16 protein-coding genes are annotated in these 17641 nt (G+C 62.1%); 6 read left to right on the forward strand and 10 right to left on the reverse strand.

The genetic code is table 11. The features are described from left to right. Positions 1 to 57 precede the first annotated feature (57 nt). The 5 genes from pqqC to ACF8FB_RS23820 all read left to right on the forward strand — a co-directional run bounded on the left by pqqC (position 58) and on the right by ACF8FB_RS23820 (position 5103). Positions 58 to 813: a pyrroloquinoline-quinone synthase PqqC gene (pqqC, locus tag ACF8FB_RS23800; protein WP_003255592.1), complete on the forward strand. Its 756-nt coding sequence runs from the start codon at positions 58 to 60 to the stop codon at positions 811 to 813. After that, on the forward strand, positions 810 to 1085 hold the full coding sequence (gene pqqD, locus ACF8FB_RS23805) for a pyrroloquinoline quinone biosynthesis peptide chaperone PqqD (RefSeq protein WP_003255595.1): 276 nt from the start codon (positions 810 to 812) through the stop codon (positions 1083 to 1085). Before pqqC ends, pqqD begins: the two co-directional genes overlap by 4 nt. Then, a complete protein-coding gene (pqqE, locus tag ACF8FB_RS23810; RefSeq protein WP_392512158.1) occupies positions 1057 to 2217 on the forward strand; it encodes a pyrroloquinoline quinone biosynthesis protein PqqE in 1161 nt (386 codons plus the stop codon). The genes pqqD and pqqE overlap by 29 nt, the downstream gene beginning before the upstream one ends. Beyond that, on the forward strand, positions 2183 to 4021 hold the full coding sequence (locus ACF8FB_RS23815) for a prolyl oligopeptidase family serine peptidase (RefSeq protein WP_392512160.1): 1839 nt from the start codon (positions 2183 to 2185) through the stop codon (positions 4019 to 4021). Before pqqE ends, ACF8FB_RS23815 begins: the two co-directional genes overlap by 35 nt. Positions 4022 to 4176: 155 nt before the next feature. Then, positions 4177 to 5103 (forward strand): heparin lyase I family protein, encoded by a 927-nt coding sequence (locus ACF8FB_RS23820; RefSeq protein ID WP_061405558.1) that lies wholly within the window; start codon positions 4177 to 4179, stop codon positions 5101 to 5103. Positions 5104 to 5166: 63 nt separating this feature from the next. Here the strand turns inward: ACF8FB_RS23820 and ACF8FB_RS23825 are convergent, their stop codons facing one another. Both ACF8FB_RS23825 and ACF8FB_RS23830 read right to left on the reverse strand, forming a co-directional pair. Beyond that, a complete protein-coding gene (locus ACF8FB_RS23825) occupies positions 5167 to 5325 on the reverse strand; it encodes a YqaE/Pmp3 family membrane protein (protein ID WP_003177654.1) in 159 nt (52 codons plus the stop codon). A 147-nt stretch (positions 5326 to 5472) separates the two neighbouring features. Beyond that, positions 5473 to 6753, reverse strand: a complete 1281-nt coding sequence (locus ACF8FB_RS23830) for an aspartate aminotransferase family protein (RefSeq protein ID WP_392512162.1) — start codon at positions 6751 to 6753, stop codon at positions 5473 to 5475. Positions 6754 to 6963: 210 nt separating this feature from the next. Between ACF8FB_RS23830 and ACF8FB_RS23835 the strand changes: the two genes are divergently transcribed. After that, positions 6964 to 7887, forward strand: coding sequence for a LysR family transcriptional regulator (locus ACF8FB_RS23835; protein WP_010951723.1), 924 nt, complete (start codon positions 6964 to 6966; stop codon positions 7885 to 7887). A gap of 340 nt (positions 7888 to 8227) precedes the next feature. On the opposite strand, the gene ACF8FB_RS23840 is transcribed toward ACF8FB_RS23835, so the two are convergent. From ACF8FB_RS23840 to bioF, 8 genes are all read right to left on the reverse strand, one after another. After that, positions 8228 to 10006 (reverse strand): acyl-CoA dehydrogenase C-terminal domain-containing protein, encoded by a 1779-nt coding sequence (locus ACF8FB_RS23840; RefSeq protein WP_234546305.1) that lies wholly within the window; start codon positions 10004 to 10006, stop codon positions 8228 to 8230. Positions 10007 to 10130: 124 nt separating this feature from the next. Next, positions 10131 to 11414, reverse strand: coding sequence for a diguanylate cyclase (locus ACF8FB_RS23845; protein ID WP_392512163.1), 1284 nt, complete (start codon positions 11412 to 11414; stop codon positions 10131 to 10133). Between the two features lie 301 nt (positions 11415 to 11715). After that, the gene (locus ACF8FB_RS23850; RefSeq protein WP_010951720.1) at positions 11716 to 13521 is read right to left on the reverse strand and encodes a phenylacyl-CoA dehydrogenase; all 1806 of its coding nucleotides are present in this window, start codon (positions 13519 to 13521) and stop codon (positions 11716 to 11718) included. 288 nt (positions 13522 to 13809) lie between these two features. Continuing rightward, positions 13810 to 14106: a hypothetical protein gene (locus tag ACF8FB_RS23855; RefSeq protein WP_049587144.1), complete on the reverse strand. Its 297-nt coding sequence runs from the start codon at positions 14104 to 14106 to the stop codon at positions 13810 to 13812. 135 nt (positions 14107 to 14241) lie between these two features. Then, complete coding sequence (gene bioD, locus ACF8FB_RS23860) at positions 14242 to 14922, reverse strand: dethiobiotin synthase (protein ID WP_392512164.1); 681 nt, start codon at positions 14920 to 14922, stop codon at positions 14242 to 14244. 10 nt (positions 14923 to 14932) lie between these two features. Beyond that, entirely contained in the window at positions 14933 to 15751 is an 819-nt protein-coding gene (bioC, locus tag ACF8FB_RS23865) for a malonyl-ACP O-methyltransferase BioC (protein ID WP_392512165.1), read from the reverse strand. Next, positions 15744 to 16475 carry an alpha/beta fold hydrolase gene (locus ACF8FB_RS23870; protein ID WP_004577121.1) on the reverse strand — a complete coding sequence of 244 codons (732 nt, stop codon included), beginning with the start codon at positions 16473 to 16475 and terminating at the stop codon, positions 15744 to 15746. The genes bioC and ACF8FB_RS23870 overlap by 8 nt, the downstream gene beginning before the upstream one ends. Beyond that, a complete protein-coding gene (gene bioF, locus ACF8FB_RS23875) occupies positions 16468 to 17640 on the reverse strand; it encodes an 8-amino-7-oxononanoate synthase (protein WP_392512168.1) in 1173 nt (390 codons plus the stop codon). The genes ACF8FB_RS23870 and bioF overlap by 8 nt, the downstream gene beginning before the upstream one ends. Position 17641 lies beyond the last annotated feature (1 nt).

Consider the following 17641-nt stretch of genomic DNA (forward strand, 5'->3'; position numbering starts at 1 on the left):
TCCCACAAGGGAGAGGGATGTGCCAGGCCAGATAATCGTTCTACAGGAGCCAGCCGAATGAGCGACGCACTGCCAATGTCCCCTGCCGAATTCGAGCAGGCCCTGCGCGCCAAGGGCGCCTATTACCACATCCATCACCCGTACCACGTGGCGATGTACCAGGGGCGCGCCACCCGCGAGCAGATCCAGGGCTGGGTAGCCAACCGCTTCTACTACCAGGTCAACATCCCGATGAAGGATGCCGCGATCCTGGCCAACTGCCCGGACCGCGAAGTGCGCCGCGAGTGGATCCAGCGCCTGCTCGACCACGATGGTGCGCCCGGCGAGGATGGCGGCATCGAAGCCTGGCTGCGCCTGGGCCAGGCTGTCGGGCTGGACCCGGACCAATTGCGCTCGCAAGAACTGGTATTGCCTGGCGTGCGCTTTGCCGTGGACGCCTACGTCAACTTTGCCCGCCGCGCCAGCTGGCAGGAAGCCGCCAGCAGTTCGCTGACCGAGCTGTTCGCCCCGCAAATCCACCAGTCACGCCTGGACAGCTGGCCGCAGCACTACCCGTGGATCGACCCCGCCGGCTATGAGTATTTCCGTACCCGCCTGGGCCAGGCTCGACGCGATGTGGAACACGGCCTGGCGATTACCCTGCAGCACTACACCACCCGTGCGGGCCAGGAGCGTATGCTGGAGATACTGCAGTTCAAGCTGGATATCCTCTGGAGTATGCTCGATGCCATGAGCATGGCCTACGAACTGAACCGCCCACCCTATCACTCCGTCACCCAGGAACGGGTGTGGCACAAGGGAATCACCCTATGAGTTTCGACCGTAACCAAGTGCCGAACTGGCGCCCCGGCTACCGCTTCCAGTACGAGCCGGCGCAAAAGGGCCATGTGTTGCTGTACCCCGAAGGCATGATCAAGCTCAACGACAGCGCGAGCCTGATCGGTGGCCTGATCGACGGCCAGCGTGACGTGGCAGCCATCATCAGCGAACTCGAACAGCAATTCCCCGATGTCCCGGAAGTGGCCGATGACATCGAGCAGTTCATGGAGGTGGCCCGTGCCGAACACTGGATCGTCCTCGCCTGAGTTGCCACCTACGCCCGAGGTCGGCCTGCCGCTGTGGCTGCTGGCCGAGCTGACCTACCGCTGCCCGCTGCAGTGCCCGTATTGCTCCAACCCGCTGGACTTCGCCGCCCAGGGCCAGGAGCTGAGCACCGAACAGTGGTTCAAGGTCATGGCTGAAGCGCGGGAAATGGGTGCCGCACAAATCGGCTTTTCCGGTGGTGAACCGCTGGTACGCCAGGACCTTGCCCAGCTGATCGCAGAGGCCCGCCGCCTGGGTTACTACACCAACCTGATCACTTCGGGCATCGGCCTGACCGAGGCGCGCATCGCCGACTTCAAAAAGGCTGGCCTGGACCATATCCAGATCAGCTTCCAGGCCAGCGACGAGCAGGTGAACAACCTGCTGGCCGGCTCGAAAAAGGCTTTTGCACAGAAGCTGGAAATGGCCCGCGCGGTAAAAGCCCATGGCTACCCGATGGTGCTCAACTTCGTCACCCATCGGCACAACATCGACAAGATCGACCGCATCATCGAGTTGTGCATGGCCCTTGAGGCCGACTTTGTCGAGCTCGCCACGTGCCAGTTCTATGGCTGGGCGCACCTCAACCGCCTGGGGTTGCTGCCAACCCGCGCGCAGCTCGAGCGGGCCGAACGTATCACCAACGAATACCGGGACAAGCTCAAGGCCGAGGGCAACCCGTGCAAGCTGATTTTCGTTACCCCTGACTACTACGAAGAGCGCCCCAAGGCCTGCATGAACGGCTGGGGCAACCTGTTCCTCACCATCACCCCGGACGGTACCGCCTTGCCCTGCCACGGCGCCCGCCAGCTGCCCGTGCAGTTTCCGAATGTACGCGACCACGACTTGCACCATATCTGGTATGAGTCGTTCGGTTTCAACCGCTTCCGTGGCTATGAGTGGATGCGCGAACCTTGCCGCTCCTGCGACGAGAAAGAAAAGGACTTCGGCGGCTGTCGCTGCCAGGCCTTCATGCTGACCGGCGATGCCAGCAACGCAGACCCGGTGTGCGCCAAATCGACCGAGCACGGCATCATCCTCAAGGCCCGCGAGGAGGCAGAAACCGCCCAGCTCGCCATTGAACAGATGACCTTCCGCAATGATCGAAACTCCCGTGTCATCGCCCGCGGCTGAATTCAGCGCGGCCCAGGCAGTTGCCGCCGGCACCGACTTCGCCGAACTCAAGGTCAGTGCCGACGGGCTGTTCTGGGTCGAATTTCGCCCCGCTGACGGTGCTTGCCGTATCTGGCACTGGCTGTACCACCAAGCCCGCTGCCTGACCCCGGACGGCTTCAGCGTACGCAGCCGGGTCTATGAGTACGGCGGTGGCAGCTTCTGCCTGGGGGGCGACGGGCTGGTGTTCGTCAACGAAAAGGACCAGCAGGTCTACACCCAGCCGCTGGACGATCTGTTACCACGTGCACTGACCCAGGATGCCCACTGCCGCTATGGCGATGTGCAGTGGCACGACGGCCAGGTGCTGGCCGTCGAAGAGCGCCATGCCGAGCAGGTAGAGCACCGCCTGGTCGCTTTGGGTGACAGCAGCCGCGAGGTGCTCGCCGAGGGCGCCGACTTCTATGCCTCGCCTGCTGTCAGTGCCGATGGCCAGCGCCTGGCGTGGATCGAATGGGACCGCCCGGCGCAGCCCTGGACCGTCACCCGGCTGATGTATCGCGCGCGCGATGCCAGCGGCCACTGGGGGCCGGCGCAATGTGTAGCCGCCGCAGAAGAATCGCTGCAACAACCACGCTTCGATGCCGAAGGTCGGCTCTACTGCCTGTCCGACCGCAATGGTTTCTGGCAACCCTGGGGTGAGGTCGATGGCCAATGGCAGGCGTTGCCTGCCGCCCCGGCAGACCATGCTGCTGCGCCTTGGCAATTGGGCACCTGTACCTGGTTGGCACTGGGCCCGCAAAGCTACGTGGCCAGCTGGCTCGAAGACGGCTTCGGGCAATTGGGGCTGCGTGGTGAAGATGGCCGTATGGAGCGTTTCGCCAGTGCCTACACACGCTTTCGCAGCCTGGCCTTGGACAGCGAACAGCTGTATGCCATCGCCGCGTCGCCCATCAGCCCCCCGGCAGTCATTGCCATTGACCGCGGCAACCATGAAGTACGCGTACTGGCCGGTGGTGCCGAAATACTGCCAGCAGGGCAAATCAGCCTGCCGCAGCCGATCCATTACGACAGTGGCGGCGAGCAGGCCCATGGTTTCTTCTACCCGCCAGTGCATTCGCAGGGCGCCGCACCGCTGGTGGTGTTCATCCACGGTGGGCCAACCTCAGCCTGCTATCCCGTGCTCGACCCGCGTATCCAGTATTGGACCCAGCGCGGCTTTGCCGTGGCCGACCTCAACTACCGGGGCAGCACCGGCTATGGTCGGGAATACCGCCAGGCACTGCACCTGCGCTGGGGCGAAAGTGACGTGGCCGATGCCTGCGCGGCGGTCGAATACCTGGCTGCTCAAGGCCTGGTCGACAAGCACAAGGCGTTTATCCGCGGTGGTAGCGCCGGTGGCTACACCACCTTGTGCGCCTTGGCGTTCCATGACGTGTTCCGCGCCGGCGCCAGCCTCTATGGGGTCAGCGACCCGCTAGCCCTGGGCCGTGCCACGCACAAGTTCGAAGGGGATTACCTGGACTGGCTGATCGGCGACCCGCAGCGGGACGCTGAACGCTATCGCCAGCGCACGCCGCTGCTGCATGCAGATAGCATCAGGGCGCCAGTGATTTTTTTCCAGGGTGAACTGGATGCTGTAGTGGTACCGGAGCAGACCCGAAAAATGCTCGCAGCGCTCAAGGCCAAGGGTGTTCAAGCAGAGGCGCATTTCTATGCTCTCGAACGGCACGGTTTCCGACAGGCAAATAACCTGGCGCATGCGCTGGAACAGGAGTGGCTGTTCTTTTGCAACGTGATCAACCATCAACACAATAAAAACTAAGTGTGCTTTGCATTCGGAAAACCACAATTACCTGGCAATTCTGTCAGTAGACGTGTCTTGGTTCTGGCCCTAACGTCGCGGTATTCGCGCCGCCCTTGAACCTGTATGGATGCGCTATCAGGGCGGCGGCTATTGTAAATTGACAACGGGCCGCCATGATGAAAAAAGACGCGCACGGAGCACCAATCAAAGATCGACAAAATGGCCATACGCATTTCGTCATGCGGGTATGGGCGCTATTACTTCAATGGTTATCGCCGGATAAAACTCAGAGTGCAATCCTTGGGAAAAACCTGCCAGATGATGACGAGGAGAGCTGCCCACCCAATGCCCCTGAAAACTTTCTGATGTGGGTCGGGTCAACCACACCCCTCGACCGCAACCAGGAAGATGAACAGAAAGCCACCCATGAGCTCTTCAGAATGGTAGAAACAGGCGGGCCGGAAACGGGTGCGAGCCTCAAGGTGGTGCGAGATACGGAACGAGGCAAAGTCTGGTTGTTTGATAAGCCTGCGCACACGAGTAATTACCGGTGCGAGTCAAACTCCATCAAAGTTAATGTGGCACCCTACGAAGTCTATGAAGGCTGGAAGGAAAACCAGATTTACGACTTTTGCTGGAGCAGCAAATTCCCTGAAGTCGACAACGACCCGTATGGCGACTATGTGATCTTTCAGTGGAAGTCCGAGGGCAGCAATGTCTACCCTTTCTTCATGAAGGTGCAGGCCGGCCGGTTTGAAATGACGCACTACAACACCCGGCTTGATGGTGAAAAACACAAGGTGGTCTGGTGGACGCGAATTGAAGCGGACAAGTGGTACGACATCCGGATTCGGGTTCTGCTCTCCAGTGACCAAGATATCGGTACTGTTCAACTCTTTCTGGATAATGCCCCCCAGAAATTCACGGCCGACCGGGAAGGAAAACCTAGGGAACCCGATGAAAGGGATCCTTTTACCCTCGTATGCCAGACGTTCTCCCCTGCCCGGCATTACTTGAAATGGGGCGTTTACAATACCGGGTTCCCACTGAACGCGCTGAAACACTACGTCGACAAACTCATGGTAAAACGCATTGCATAGCGAGCTTCAAAACTGAGGGCTATTGCGGGGGTGGGAGACTGGCATGTCTTCCCCCCCGGCACCTCACCGCTTGGCGATGATATACACCGCATGCACTATCCCCGGAATGTATCCCAGCAAGGTCAGCAGAATATTCAGCCAGAACGCCCCGCCAAACCCCACCTGCAGAAACACGCCCAGCGGTGGCAGAAGAATGGCGATGATGATGCGAATAAAGTCCATGCGAGTCTCTCCTGAAGGGTTACATCAAAGACTAGCTCCCAGCCGTAGAGGTTCCACAGGCAAAAAAAAACGCCCCGGGCCGAATGAAACAGGCCAGGGGCGATGCGCAGGAACGCCAGACGGTTCGTTGAATTCTTTGCCAGGCCGCTACGCCGGCATTTCGCGACGGGCCTGCTGCTGGGCATGCAGGCGGGCGAAAGCGCGCGCCAGGCGCAGCAGCATTTCGTCGATGTTGCCTTTGCTCACAGTCAGCGCCGGTGAAAAGCGCACTACATCCGCTTGCGGCGCGTTGAGCAGCAGGCCTTCGTGCAGGGCCGCAGCCACCAGTTCGCGGGCCAGGTTTTCTTTCAGTTGCAGGGCCCATAGCAGCCCGTGACCGCGCACCTCACCCTGACCATAGCGCCCGGTCAGGCGGCTAAGGCCTTCACGCAGGTGACGACCGTTGTCCTGTACCTGGGCCAGAAAGCCAGGTTCCAGCACGCTGTCCAGCACCGCCAGGCCGGCGGCGCACATCAGCGCGTTGCCGTGATGGCTGCCTTCCAGCTCACCAGGCTCGGCGCAGCATGCCTTGCCCCTCGCCAACAAGGCGGCCAGCGGCACGCCGCCCCCCAGGCCCTTGCCCAAGGTGATGATGTCGGCACGCACGCCATAGAGCTCCTCGGCCAGCAGCGCACCACAGCGACCAATACCGGTCTGCACCTCATCAAGGATCAGCAGGATGCCCAGTTCGCGGCAGAGCGTTTCCACGCCCTTGAGGTATTCCTGAGTAGCGGGAATAACGCCCGCCTCACCCTGTATCGGCTCGAGCATGATTGCCACGGTGCGTGAATCCACCTCGGCGTGCAGCGCCGCGAGGTCATTGAACGGCACCTTGCTGAAACCCGGCAGACCAGGTTCGCAGCGATTGCACGGCAACGGGTCGGACGCGGACAGCGCGCCGAGGCTACGGCCATGGCAGGCTTGGCTGGCAGTAATGATGTGATAGGCGCCATTGCGGTGCAGCTGGCCCCACTTACGCGCCAGCTTGATCGCCCCTTCACAGGCCTCGGCACCGCTGTTGAGCAGGTAGGCCTGGTCACTGCCGGTACTCTGACACAGCCGGTTGACCAGCCCCAGCAGGCCACGGTTGTGGAAGCCCGAGCCCGGGTTGATCAACGCCTGAGCCTGGTTGCCCAACGCTTTGACCAGCACGCTGGGGCTGTGGCCCAAGCTGTTGACCGCACCGCCCTGAGTGAAGTCCAGGTAGGCATGCCCTTCGTTGTCCCACAACCACGAGCCCTGGCCACGCACGAATACCTGCGCTGCACGTTCGGTGCCGGGCATCAGGCGCTCAGGCGACAGCTCAGACGCGTGCGGCACGATCACCGGCGCACGCTTGGGCTCGGCGGCGGCGGCAGGAGCCGAGCGGCGCAGGTTGAACAGGTTCATCAGGGCTCCAACCAATCACGGTAAAGGGCAGCCACGGTGCGGTCTTGGTGCCTGCACTCGATATTTTGCCTTGCCTATCAAAAGTGTTTTTCATCCGGGGTAACAATCGACCGAATCATCGCTGTAACCCTTTGGAATACGGCGATAGACTAGGCTTCAGCAGGGTTTTCGACCATTTCGTTTTTCCAGCATTTTCGATAAGTGTTGCTTATGGATTTCCGCCAACTGCGTTATTTCGTCGCGGTGTACGAAGAAGGCCACGTAGGCCGTGCCGCCGAACGCCTGTCGCTGTCACAGCCGGCGCTTTCCCAGCAGATCCGCCAGTTGGAGCACAGCCTCGACCTGAGCCTGTTCGAGCGCAGCAACAAACGCTTGCTGCCGACCCTGGCCGCCCACACCTTGTACAACCATGCCCTGCCGTTGCTCGACGGCCTGCAGCGGGCCCACGAGGCCATGCGCAACTTCAAGGGCCAGTCGCTACGCACCTTGGCTATCGGTGTACTGCAGACGGTGCGGCCAAGCCTGATACCGCAGCTGCTTGAACGGCTGCGCAAGGCTCAACCTCACCTGGTCGTGCAGATTTACGAGTTGTCAGGGTTAGAGATCGAACGGCGCCTGCTCAATGGCAACCTGGACATCGGCATCAGCTACTTGCCGCCGCGCCAGCCAGGGCTGCATGGCCTGCTGTTGTACGAAGATGAGCTGCAACTGGTCATACCCGATACCCACCCGCTGAAGGACTTCAAGAAGGTGTCCATCCGTCAGGCCGCCGAGTTGCCCATGCTGATGCTGGGCGAAGAGTTCCAGATCCGCCAGATCTGGCAGGCACAGCTGGCCAGTCAGGGCCGACGGCCGCAGGTGCAGGCAGAGATGAACAATATGGCAGGGATTCTCGATAGCCTCGCGCACACGGCGCTGGCGACCATTCTGCCGGGGCGTGCCAAGGAGGCCGCCGAAGATGATCAAGGGCTGCTGTGGAAGCCGTTGAGCGAGCCGCGCGTGCCGTTGAAGGTCGGACTGGTATTTCGCGATGCCCAGCGCCAGCAGGCCTCTGTGGAGCTGCTGCGCACGTTGCTGGAGGAAGAGACGGACGCTCGCCTGATGGGAGCATCACCGCTGGATGTGCTGGCCTGAAAAACACGCACGCAAAGAAAACCCCGCCGAAGCGGGGTTTTCCAGACTGTTTCCCTGTGACATCCGTATCGCCCCGCCATCCTGGCAGGTGGTCCTTCGTCGTCGTCCTTGATCTGTCCTTTGCGCTTCCTGCGCAACGTCCATGTGGTAAAGATTAACAGTGGATCCAATCTTAGAACAGTGGTGAAAAGTCACCACGTCGTGTAGGAAAAAGCTTACACAGGAGATTCATTCACAGATATGCGATGGCTGAGGCCGCTTCCACCTATCTAAACTTAGGCGATACCTGTGGGAGCGGCCTTGCGTCGCGATTGGGCTGCGCAGCAGCCCCAATAATCGATCAGAACTGCTCGGCATCCAGCAGGTAAAGCGACTCACTCCCCGCCTTCACCGAAGCCACCAGCGAATCCACCCGTGGCAGCAACCGCGCAAAGTAGAACCGCGCCGTACCCAGCTTGCCCGAATAGAACGGCGCATCCCCCTCGCCCGCCTGGGCCGCCCGCGCCATCAGTGCCCACATGTAGCCATAGGCAACATAGCCAAAGGCATGCAAGTACTCGACCGAAGCCGCGCCAATTTCATTCGGGTTGCCCTTGGCCTGCTGCAATACCCACTCGGTCAAACCGTCGAGCTGATCGAGCGAAGCGCCCAGTGGCTTGGCGAATTCGTCCAGTTCGCTGCCTGCACCGGTAATGAACTGGCGAATCTCGTCAGAGAACAGCTTGTAGTATGCCCCGCCGCTGGCCACCACTTTACGCCCCATCAGGTCGAGGGCCTGGATGCCATTGGTACCTTCGTAGATCTGGGTAATGCGCACATCGCGCACCAACTGCTCCTGCCCCCACTCACGAATGTAACCATGCCCGCCGAATACCTGCTGGCCATGCACTGCGCACTCCAGGCCCAGGTCGGTGAGGAAGGCCTTGGCCACCGGCGTCAGCAGTGCCACCAGCTCTTCGCTGCGTTTGCGCACGCTGGCGTCTTCGCTGTACTTGGCACTGTCCAGTTGCATGGCCACATAAGTGGAGAATGCGCGGCCACCTTCGATCAGCGCCTTCATGGTCAACAGCATGCGACGCACGTCCGGGTGGACGATGATCGGGTCGGCAGCCTTGTCCTTGGCTTGTGGGCCGGCCGGGGCACGGCTTTGCAGGCGATCGCGGGCGTACTCCACGGCGTTCTGATAGGAGCGCTCGGCCGACGCCAGACCTTGAATGCCGACGCCCAGGCGCTCGTAGTTCATCATGGTGAACATGGCCGCCAAGCCTTTGTTCGGCTCACCGACGATGTAGCCGACAGCCTCGTCGAAGTTCATCACACAGGTAGCCGAAGCCTGGATGCCCATTTTGTGCTCGATCGAGCCGCAAGTGGCCGGGTTCCGCGCACCGAGGCTGCCGTCTTCATTGACCAGGAACTTCGGCACCAGGAACAGCGAAATCCCTTTCGGCCCCGCCGGTGCATCCGGCAACTTGGCCAGCACCAGATGGATGATGTTCTCGGTCAGGTCGTGTTCGCCACCCGTGATGAAAATCTTGGTACCGCTGACCTTGTAGCTGCCATCAGCCTGGGGCTCGGCCTTGGTGCGGATGATGCCCAGGTCGGTGCCGGCATGCGGCTCGGTCAGGCACATGGAGCCGGCCCAAACGCCGGCATACATGTTCGGAAGGTATTTTTCCTTCAAGGCCTCGCTGGCGTGGGCGTTGATCGACAGGCAGGCGCCGGCCGTCAGCATCGGGTACAGGCCGAAGGCCAGGCTGGACGCGTTGACCATTTCCTCGACCTGGGCCGAGATGGCCTTGGGCATACCCATACCGCCGAACAGCGGGTCGCCGCCCACGCCCACCCAGCCGCCTTCGGCGTAGGTGTTGTAGGCTTCAATGAAACCGGCTGGGGTCCGCACCGCGCCGTTGTCCCAGTGGCAGCCCTCTTCGTCGGCGGCGCGGCTGAGCGGCGCAATGGTCCTGGCGGTGACCTTGCCGGCTTCTTCCAGCACGGCCATGGCCGTGTCGGCATCGACAACCTCGGCCAGCCCGGGCAACTGCGTCCACTGCTCGGCCACGTTGAAGACTTCATTCAGTACGAAGCGCATGTCGCGCAGCGGCGCTTTATAGTCAGCCATGACAACCTCTCGCTAGTCGGGTCGGGGCGGTCTCGGGGAACCGCGACACTGGGGTTACTGGCAGTGTAACCGAACAACTTTTGCGAGACATAGGGTCATCAATCGACTGCATAGTCTCACTCGGTCACGCCGTACGCACTGCCCCACGCGGTGATTGTCGCCCATGCACCATGACACAATTGCGCCCCGCACCTTTGGCGCTGTAAAGCGCCTGGTCGGCGGATTTCAGTACCGCCTCGGGGTTGCGATGATCCGCCTGGCGCTCGGCCACACCAATGCTGATGGTGACCGAAACCGTGCCGCCGCCGCTGCCAGCGCGGCGCTGGCGCCCGGCGGTATCGTCCTGCGGGCGGTTGTGCTGATCGCGCAGGTGCATCACGTAATTGGCGATCACTTCACGCACGGCTTCCACATGCGGCACGCATTCCGCGGCGGTCTTGCCGGCGAACACCAGGGCGAACTCCTCCCCGCCATAACGGTAGGCACGGCCACCGCCGGTGACCTTGGACAAGCGGCTGGCGACTAACCGCAGCACCTGGTCACCGACATCGTGGCCGTGGGTGTCATTGAATTTCTTGAAGTGGTCGACATCGGTCATGGCGATCACATAGTTACGCCCCAGGCGCTGCATGCGCTCGTTCAGCGCACGGCGCCCCGGCAGGCCAGTCAGCTCGTCACGGAAGGCCATCTGATAAGCCTCGTGCGCCACTGCTGCGGCGATCATCAACATCACCTGGCTGCACATGATGTTCAAGGTGAACGGCAGGATGAAGGTTTGCGGCAGCATCCAGAAAATGCCCAGCAGGCCGATCAACTGCGCGGCGTGCAGCGGCCGGGGTGCACGCAGGTACTGCACCACCAGCAGAATGAACACACCCAGGAACAGTGGGTAGACCATCTGGATCAGGCTCATCCAGTGGCCATGCAAAGCCGGCCAGCGGATCTCCGCCAACCAGGTCAGCAACGCCTCGGGGTAGCTTTGCTGGAGGGCCACCGCCACACTGCCCACGGCAAACAGCACCGCACCGCGGGCGACCAGGTCCTGCAGCAGGTGCGTACGCTCCTGCCAGGCGCCATACAGCCCGAACAGCGCCGGCAGCAACAGGCAGACAAGGTGGAAGATCACCGCGGCGTCCTCACGCACGCGGCCATGGTCACGGTAGAAGTCGGTCTGGGTATCGAGCAGAAAGTAGGCGATGTACACCGTCAGCATCAGGAACAGCTCACGCTGACGGCGGTATACCGCGCAGTAGGCGCCACCCAGCAGCAGAACCAAGGTAGGCAGGACATTGAACAGCGATGTGAAAAAGACGCTGAGGTCTCTCACATAGGCTGCGGCGAGCCCTGCCAGCAACAAGAACAGCGACGGCAGGAAGTGGCTTGCGCGAACAGCGTTAAGACGAAACAAGGGTAATCTCCAACCCGGCAGATCAATAATGGCATTGTGCCCTCACTTCATCGGCAGTGCACTGGAACAGTTGAATTTGCGGTTGGATGAACGAACTTCCGGCCGCCACGCGAGCCTTGTAGGAGCGGGTTTACCCGCGAATACGGTAGCGCTGGCAACGGTGAACGGCTGATGGAGATTGGCCAGCAGCCCCGGCCACTTCGCGGGTAAACCCGCTCCTACGAGGGACCACGCTGAACCTGAAGACGTAAAAAACCCGCCTCCCGGTCAGGGCAGGCGGGTTTTGGCTACAGCGCCAGTATCAGTACGACAGGCCGAAGTGCTCTTCGTCCATCGCCATCAGGTTGTTGGCGCCCGACAGCATGGTCGCCACATGGGTACGGGTACGTGGCAGGATGCGCTGGAAGTAGAAGCGCGCAGTCTGCAGCTTGGCGGTGTAGAACGCCTCCTCGCTGGTGCCGGCTGCCAGTTTCTCGGCGGCCAGGCGGGCGATGTCGGCCCAGAAGTAGGCCAGGCAGGCATAGCCGGAGTACATCAGGTAATCGACCGAAGCCGCACCCACTTCTTCACGGTCCTTCATGGCAGCCATGCCCACTTTCATGGTCAGCTCGCCCCACTCCTTGTTGATGGCCGCCAGCGGTTCGACGAACTCCTTGACCGCTTCGTTACCTTCCTGCGCCTGGCAGAACTTGTGCACGATCTTGGTGAAGCCCTTCAGTGCTTCGCCCTGAGTCATCAGCACTTTACGACCGAGCAGGTCGAGGGCCTGAATACCGGTAGTGCCTTCGTACAGCATGGAGATACGGCTGTCGCGCACGTTCTGCTCCATGCCCCATTCGGCGATGAAGCCATGGCCGCCGTAGATCTGTACGCCGTGGTTGGCGGCTTCGAAACCGACTTCGGTCATGAATGCCTTGGCGATCGGGGTCAGGAACGCCAGCAGGGCGTCAGCCTTCTTGCGCTCTTCTTCGTCCTGGCTGTACTTGACGATGTCCACCTGCTTGGCGGTGAAGTAAACCATCGCGCGGTTGCCTTCGGCGAAGGCCTTCATGGTCAGCAGCATGCGACGCACGTCCGGGTGGACGATGATCGGGTCAGCGGCCTTGTCCGGTGCTTTCGGGCCGGTCAGGGAACGCATCTGCAGGCGCTCACGGGCGTACTTCAGGCCACCCTGGAACGCCACCTCGGCGTGGGCCAGGCCTTGCAGCGCGGTCCCCAGACGAGCAGTGTTCATGAAGGTGAACATGCAGTTCAGGCCTTTGTTGGCTGGGCCGATCAGGTAGCCGGTGGCAGCATCGAAGTTCATGACGCAGGTAGCGTTACCGTGGATGCCCATCTTGTGTTCGATCGAGCCGCAGCTCACGCCGTTGCGCTCGCCCACGCCGCCCTCGGCGTTGGGCAGGAACTTCGGCACGATGAACAGCGAAATCCCCTTGGTACCGGCCGGTGCGTCCGGCAGGCGGGCCAGGACGATATGGACGATGTTGTCGGCCATGTCGTGCTCACCGGCCGAAATGAAGATCTTGGTGCCCGACACTTTGTAGCTGCCGTCGGCCTGTGGCTCGGCCTTGGTGCGCAGCATGCCCAGGTCGGTGCCGCAGTGCGGTTCGGTCAGGCACATGGTGCCGGTCCACTCGCCGGACACCAGCTTGGTCAGGTAGGTGTGCTGCTGCTCGGCAGTACCATGCGCAGAAATAGTGTTCATCGCGCCATGCGACAGGCCTGGGTACATACCCCACGACCAGTTCGAGCCACCGACCATTTCGCTCAGCGCCAGGCCCAGCGACTCTGGCAGGCCTTGGCCGCCATGTTCGACGTCATGTGCCAGGCTCGGCCAGCCGCCTTCGACGAACTGCTGGTAGGCTTCTTTAAAGCCGGTTGGGGTTTTCACCCCCGATTCGCTCCAGGTGCAGCCTTCCTGGTCACCCACGCGGTTCAGCGGCGACAACACCTGCTCACAGAACTTCGCGCCTTCTTCAAGGATCGCGTCGACCATGTCGGGCGTGGCGTCCTGGCAGCCCGGCAGGCTCTGATAGTGCGCCTCATAGCCAAGCAGCTCGTCGCGAACGAAGCGGATATCACGCAAGGGGGCTTTGTAGTCAGGCATTGCGATGAACCTCTAGGTGAGTTCTGTGGGGTGACCCGCGCTTGGCGGAAGCCGATCAAACAGTTGTTTGAAACTTACGTTTAGCTCAGCTTTCTGTCAAGGATGGACTATGGTGCCATTTACGCCACGAAAAATGGCAAATCAGTCATGCCATGCCACAAACCCTTGTAGGAGCGGGCTTGCCCGCGAAGAGGCCCGACCAGACAAAATTGTTGTCTGATCGGACGCATTCGCGGGCAAGCCCGCTCCTACAAGGGCAGGCGCTGAAATAGGGGATGACGCAAGTATTCAGGCGTAGGTGTCGATGATCCGGCCAAGCATTTCGTCGGATGCCTTGACGACCTTTGCGCCGAGCTCGACTTCGGTCTTGCCCACCGCCTGTTGCACGACACTGGTGGCCATGTCCATCTGCTGGCTGCGGTCGACCGCGCGCAGGCGTTCTGCCTGAAAATCGCTGGACTGGCTAGTGGCGGTACGTTCGGCAGTGGTGTTGGCGATCTGGCTGGCGGCCTGATCGACGCGGTTCTGGCCGGTCTGGATTGCGCTCAGGCCCGCGTAGTAGGCGGAGCTACCGGTGATTTCCATGTCAGGACTCCATTGACGCTGGATGACGAACAGCCCCAATTAAAGCAGGCTGGGCGCGAAAAGGCCCGTTTAAATCCCTAATGGCTCAATGCCAGTTGATAGGCCTTGGGTATTTCTGCACTGGCCTGCAACACACTAATCCAGCAAATCCAGCTGCAGATGCTCAGCCACCATGTCGGCACTGGCCTGCTTGAGCTTGGGCACCCGCCCCAGGCAAGGCGCCGGCAGGCGCTCTGCAAGGCTGGCCAGGTTCTCTTCCAGGCGTGAAGTGCGCGGCTCGATGATGTTTGCCACCCAACCCGCCAACTGCAGCCCATCACGCTCGATCGCTTCGGCGCTGAGCAAGGCATGGCTGATGCAACCCAACCGCACGCCGACCACCAGAATCACCGGTAACCGCAGGGCAATGGCAAGGTCGGACAGGTTCTCCAGGCCCGACAGCGGTACGCGCCAGCCGCCGGCCCCCTCTATCAAGGTGAAGTCGGCATTTTGTTGCAGCACATTGCGCATCGCCGCGAGCAGTTCTGGCACAGCCAGCGTCACCCCTGCCTCGCGCGCCGCCACATGCGGGGCTATAGCAGGCTCGAAGGCAAACGGATTGACCTGCTCATAGGGCAGCTTGACCGTGCTTTCGTCGATCAGCGCCAGGGCATCGCTATTGCGCAAACCTTTCGCCGTCATGGTGCAGCCCGAGGCCACCGGCTTGGCACCCAGCGTGCTCATGCCCTGCAAACGCGCCGCATGCAACAGGCCGGCGGCGATGGTGGTCTTACCGACATCGGTATCGGTACCCGCAATGAAAAAGGCCTGGCTCATCGTGCTCCCCTTACGCCTGTGTCTTGCGCAACACACCATAGACCACTTGATAGGTGGCTGGCAGCCCCGCAGGCTGGCGAAATGCCTCATAGGCCTGCAACAGGCCCTGCATTCGCGCCCGGCCGGTGAGGCCGGAAGGTCGCCCAGGGTTCAGATTGTGCGCCCCCAACGCCTTCAATTCGTGGGTCAGGCTGCGCACATCCGGGTAGTGCAGCACATGCGGGCACCGCTGCAGCTCAAGCTGTTCAAAACCGCTGGCTGCGCACAGGCGCTGATAGTCTTCGAAACGGCGGAAGCGGTTTACATGCACCAGGCCATCCACCGCCTGCCAGCTGGCGCGCAGTTCGTCGAGAGTGCCCACGCACAGGCTGCTGAAGGCCAGTACACCGCCTGGGCGCAGCACCCGCTGCGCCTCGGCCAGCACACTGGCGAACTGATCGCACCACTGCACCGCCAGGCTGGAAAACACCAGGTCGACACTGCCATCGCGCAGCGGCAGACGCTCGGCGTCGCCAACCACGTGATACTGCGCCCCACCCTTGACATGACGCGCATGAAGCAACATGCCCTCGGCTATATCCACCGCCACGCCGCTGGCCTGGGCGAAACGCTCGGCCAGCATGCGGCTGAAATGGCCGGTGCCGCTGCCCAGGTCCAGCCAGTGTGACGGCTGCAGGCCTGCCGGCAACTGCTCCAGCAGGCTCAGGCCTACAGCGCGCTGAAGGGCCGCCACGCTGTCGTAACTGGCCGCGGCGCGGGAGAACGAGGCCGCCACCTGGCGCTTGTCGGGCAATGCGCCGGGCAGGGTCGGACGGGAAAGGTCAGTCATCGCCACTCTCATGCAGAAAACTCTTGATGCCCGCCGCCAGCTCCTGCGGATACTCCAGCAGGAACGCGTGGGAACTGTCTTCGACCAGGCCCACTTCTACATCGGGCAACAGCTCGCTCAACGCCTTTGCCGCCTCTGCCGGCACTAGCGCATCGCTGCCGGCGAACAGGTGCAGTTGCGGGCCACCATAGGCCTGCAAGGCTTCACGGGTGTCCAGCTTGGCCAGCACTTCAAGGCCAGTGGCCAGGTACAACGGGTCGGTATCCGGCACGCCGACACCCAGCTGGCGCAACAAGGTGCGCGGCTGCAGGGCGCCGTCGCTGCACAAGGTACGGAAGCGCTTGAGGGTGACCTGGGTATGGTTGCGGCAGCCGTCGAGGAAGGTGCCGAAGGTGTCTTCGGCCATGCCATGGGGCCAATCTGGCCGGGCCAGGAAGCTGGGGTTGCTGGCCAAGGTCAGCAGCCCGCAGCAGTGGTCACCACGCTTGTGCGCCAGCGCGCTGGCCAACATGCCACCCAGTGACCAGCCACCCAGCCAGACATTGTTGGGCAGCTTGCGGTCCAGATGGTCGATCCAGGCCTGCACATCGCTGTGGGCCAGTTCTGGCAGGGGCATCAGCTCTACCTGCAGGCGGGCGTCCTGGGCCCGCAGGCTAGCGGCCAGCGGCTCCAGCGCAGCAGTTCCCAAGCCCCAGCCGGGCAATAGAACAAGTCGATTACGCATCGGCGTTCTCCAACTGTGGATAACACTCGGCCAATGCATTCAACAATAGCTGCACCTGCGCCTCGCTGTGTGCGGCGCTCAGGGTTACCCGCAGGCGTGCGCTGCCAGCCGGCACGGTGGGTGGGCGGATGGCCGTCACCAGCAAGCCGCGCTCACGCAGCAGGCGTGACAGGCGCAACGCCTGCGCACTGTCGCCGATGACGATGGGCTGGATCGGCGTCGGGCTGTCCATCAACTGCAGCCCCATCTGCTGCGCGCCTTCTCGGAACTGGCGAATCAAGGCTGCCAGGTGCTCACGACGCCAGGTTTCGCGGCGCAGCAGCTCCAGGCTCTTGAGTGTGGCGCAGGCCAGCGCCGGTGGCTGGCTGGTGGTGTAGATGTAGGGGCGGGCGAACTGTACCAACGCCTCGATCAGCGCTTCGCTGCCAGCAACAAAGGCACCCGCGGTGCCGCAAGCCTTGCCCAGCGTGCCGATCAGCACCGGTACATCATCCACGCCCAGGCCAAAGTGCTCGACGATGCCGCCGCCCTGTGCGCCCAAGGTACCCAGGCCATGGGCATCGTCAACCATCAGCCAGGCTCCGCGGGCACGGGCGACATCGGCCAGCGCCGGCAGGTTGGCGAGGTCACCGTCCATGCTGAATACGCCATCGGTCACCACCAGGGTATTGCCGACTGCCTTGTCCAGGCGGCTGGCCAGGCTGACCGGGTCGTTATGCAGGTAACGGTTGAAGCGGGCACCACTGAGCAGCCCGCCATCCAGCAGCGAGGCATGGTTGAGGCGGTCTTGCAGCACCGTGTCGCCCTGCCCCACCAGCGCCGTGATGGCGCCCAGATTGGCCATATAACCGGTGGAGAACAACAGTGCGCGCGGGCGGCCGGTAAGTTCAGCCAGTGCCTCTTCAACCTGATGGTGCGGAGTGCTGTGGCCAACCACCAGGTGCGAGGCACCACCCCCCACACCCCAGCGCTCGGCGCCGGCCTGCCAGGCGGCGATCACCTCGGGGTGGTTGGCCAGGCCCAGGTAGTCATTGCTGCAGAAGGCCAGCAACCGCTGGCCGTCGACCACCACTTCCGGCCCTTGCGGGCTTTCCAGCAATGGCCGCTGCCGATACAGGTCTGCGGCGCGCCGTTCGGCCAGGCGCGCTGCCAGGTCGAAAGCCATA

Source organism: Pseudomonas sp. yb_2, from assembly GCF_043103905.1.
GTDB classification, from domain to species: Bacteria; Pseudomonadota; Gammaproteobacteria; order Pseudomonadales; family Pseudomonadaceae; genus Aquipseudomonas; species Aquipseudomonas alloputida.

Bases quoted from the DNA above. Each gene is read 5' to 3' on its own strand.
- pqqC (WP_003255592.1), top strand. From the start codon at position 58: ATGAGCGACGCACTGCCAATGTCCCCTGCCGAATTCGAGCAGGCCCTG.
- pqqD (WP_003255595.1), top strand. From the start codon at position 810: ATGAGTTTCGACCGTAACCAAGTGCCGAACTGGCGCCCCGGCTACCGC.
- ACF8FB_RS23815 (WP_392512160.1), top strand. From the start codon at position 2,183: ATGATCGAAACTCCCGTGTCATCGCCCGCGGCTGAATTCAGCGCGGCC.
- ACF8FB_RS23820 (WP_061405558.1), top strand. From the start codon at position 4,177: ATGATGAAAAAAGACGCGCACGGAGCACCAATCAAAGATCGACAAAAT.
- ACF8FB_RS23825 (WP_003177654.1), bottom strand. From the start codon at position 5,325: ATGGACTTTATTCGCATCATCATCGCCATTCTTCTGCCACCGCTGGGC.
- ACF8FB_RS23830 (WP_392512162.1), bottom strand. From the start codon at position 6,753: ATGAACCTGTTCAACCTGCGCCGCTCGGCTCCTGCCGCCGCCGCCGAG.
- ACF8FB_RS23835 (WP_010951723.1), top strand. From the start codon at position 6,964: ATGGATTTCCGCCAACTGCGTTATTTCGTCGCGGTGTACGAAGAAGGC.
- ACF8FB_RS23840 (WP_234546305.1), bottom strand. From the start codon at position 10,006: ATGGCTGACTATAAAGCGCCGCTGCGCGACATGCGCTTCGTACTGAAT.
- ACF8FB_RS23850 (WP_010951720.1), bottom strand. From the start codon at position 13,521: ATGCCTGACTACAAAGCCCCCTTGCGTGATATCCGCTTCGTTCGCGAC.
- ACF8FB_RS23855 (WP_049587144.1), bottom strand. From the start codon at position 14,106: ATGGAAATCACCGGTAGCTCCGCCTACTACGCGGGCCTGAGCGCAATC.
- bioD (WP_392512164.1), bottom strand. From the start codon at position 14,922: ATGAGCCAGGCCTTTTTCATTGCGGGTACCGATACCGATGTCGGTAAG.
- bioC (WP_392512165.1), bottom strand. From the start codon at position 15,751: ATGACTGACCTTTCCCGTCCGACCCTGCCCGGCGCATTGCCCGACAAG.
- ACF8FB_RS23870 (WP_004577121.1), bottom strand. From the start codon at position 16,475: ATGCGTAATCGACTTGTTCTATTGCCCGGCTGGGGCTTGGGAACTGCT.
- bioF (WP_392512168.1), bottom strand. From the start codon at position 17,640: ATGGCTTTCGACCTGGCAGCGCGCCTGGCCGAACGGCGCGCCGCAGAC.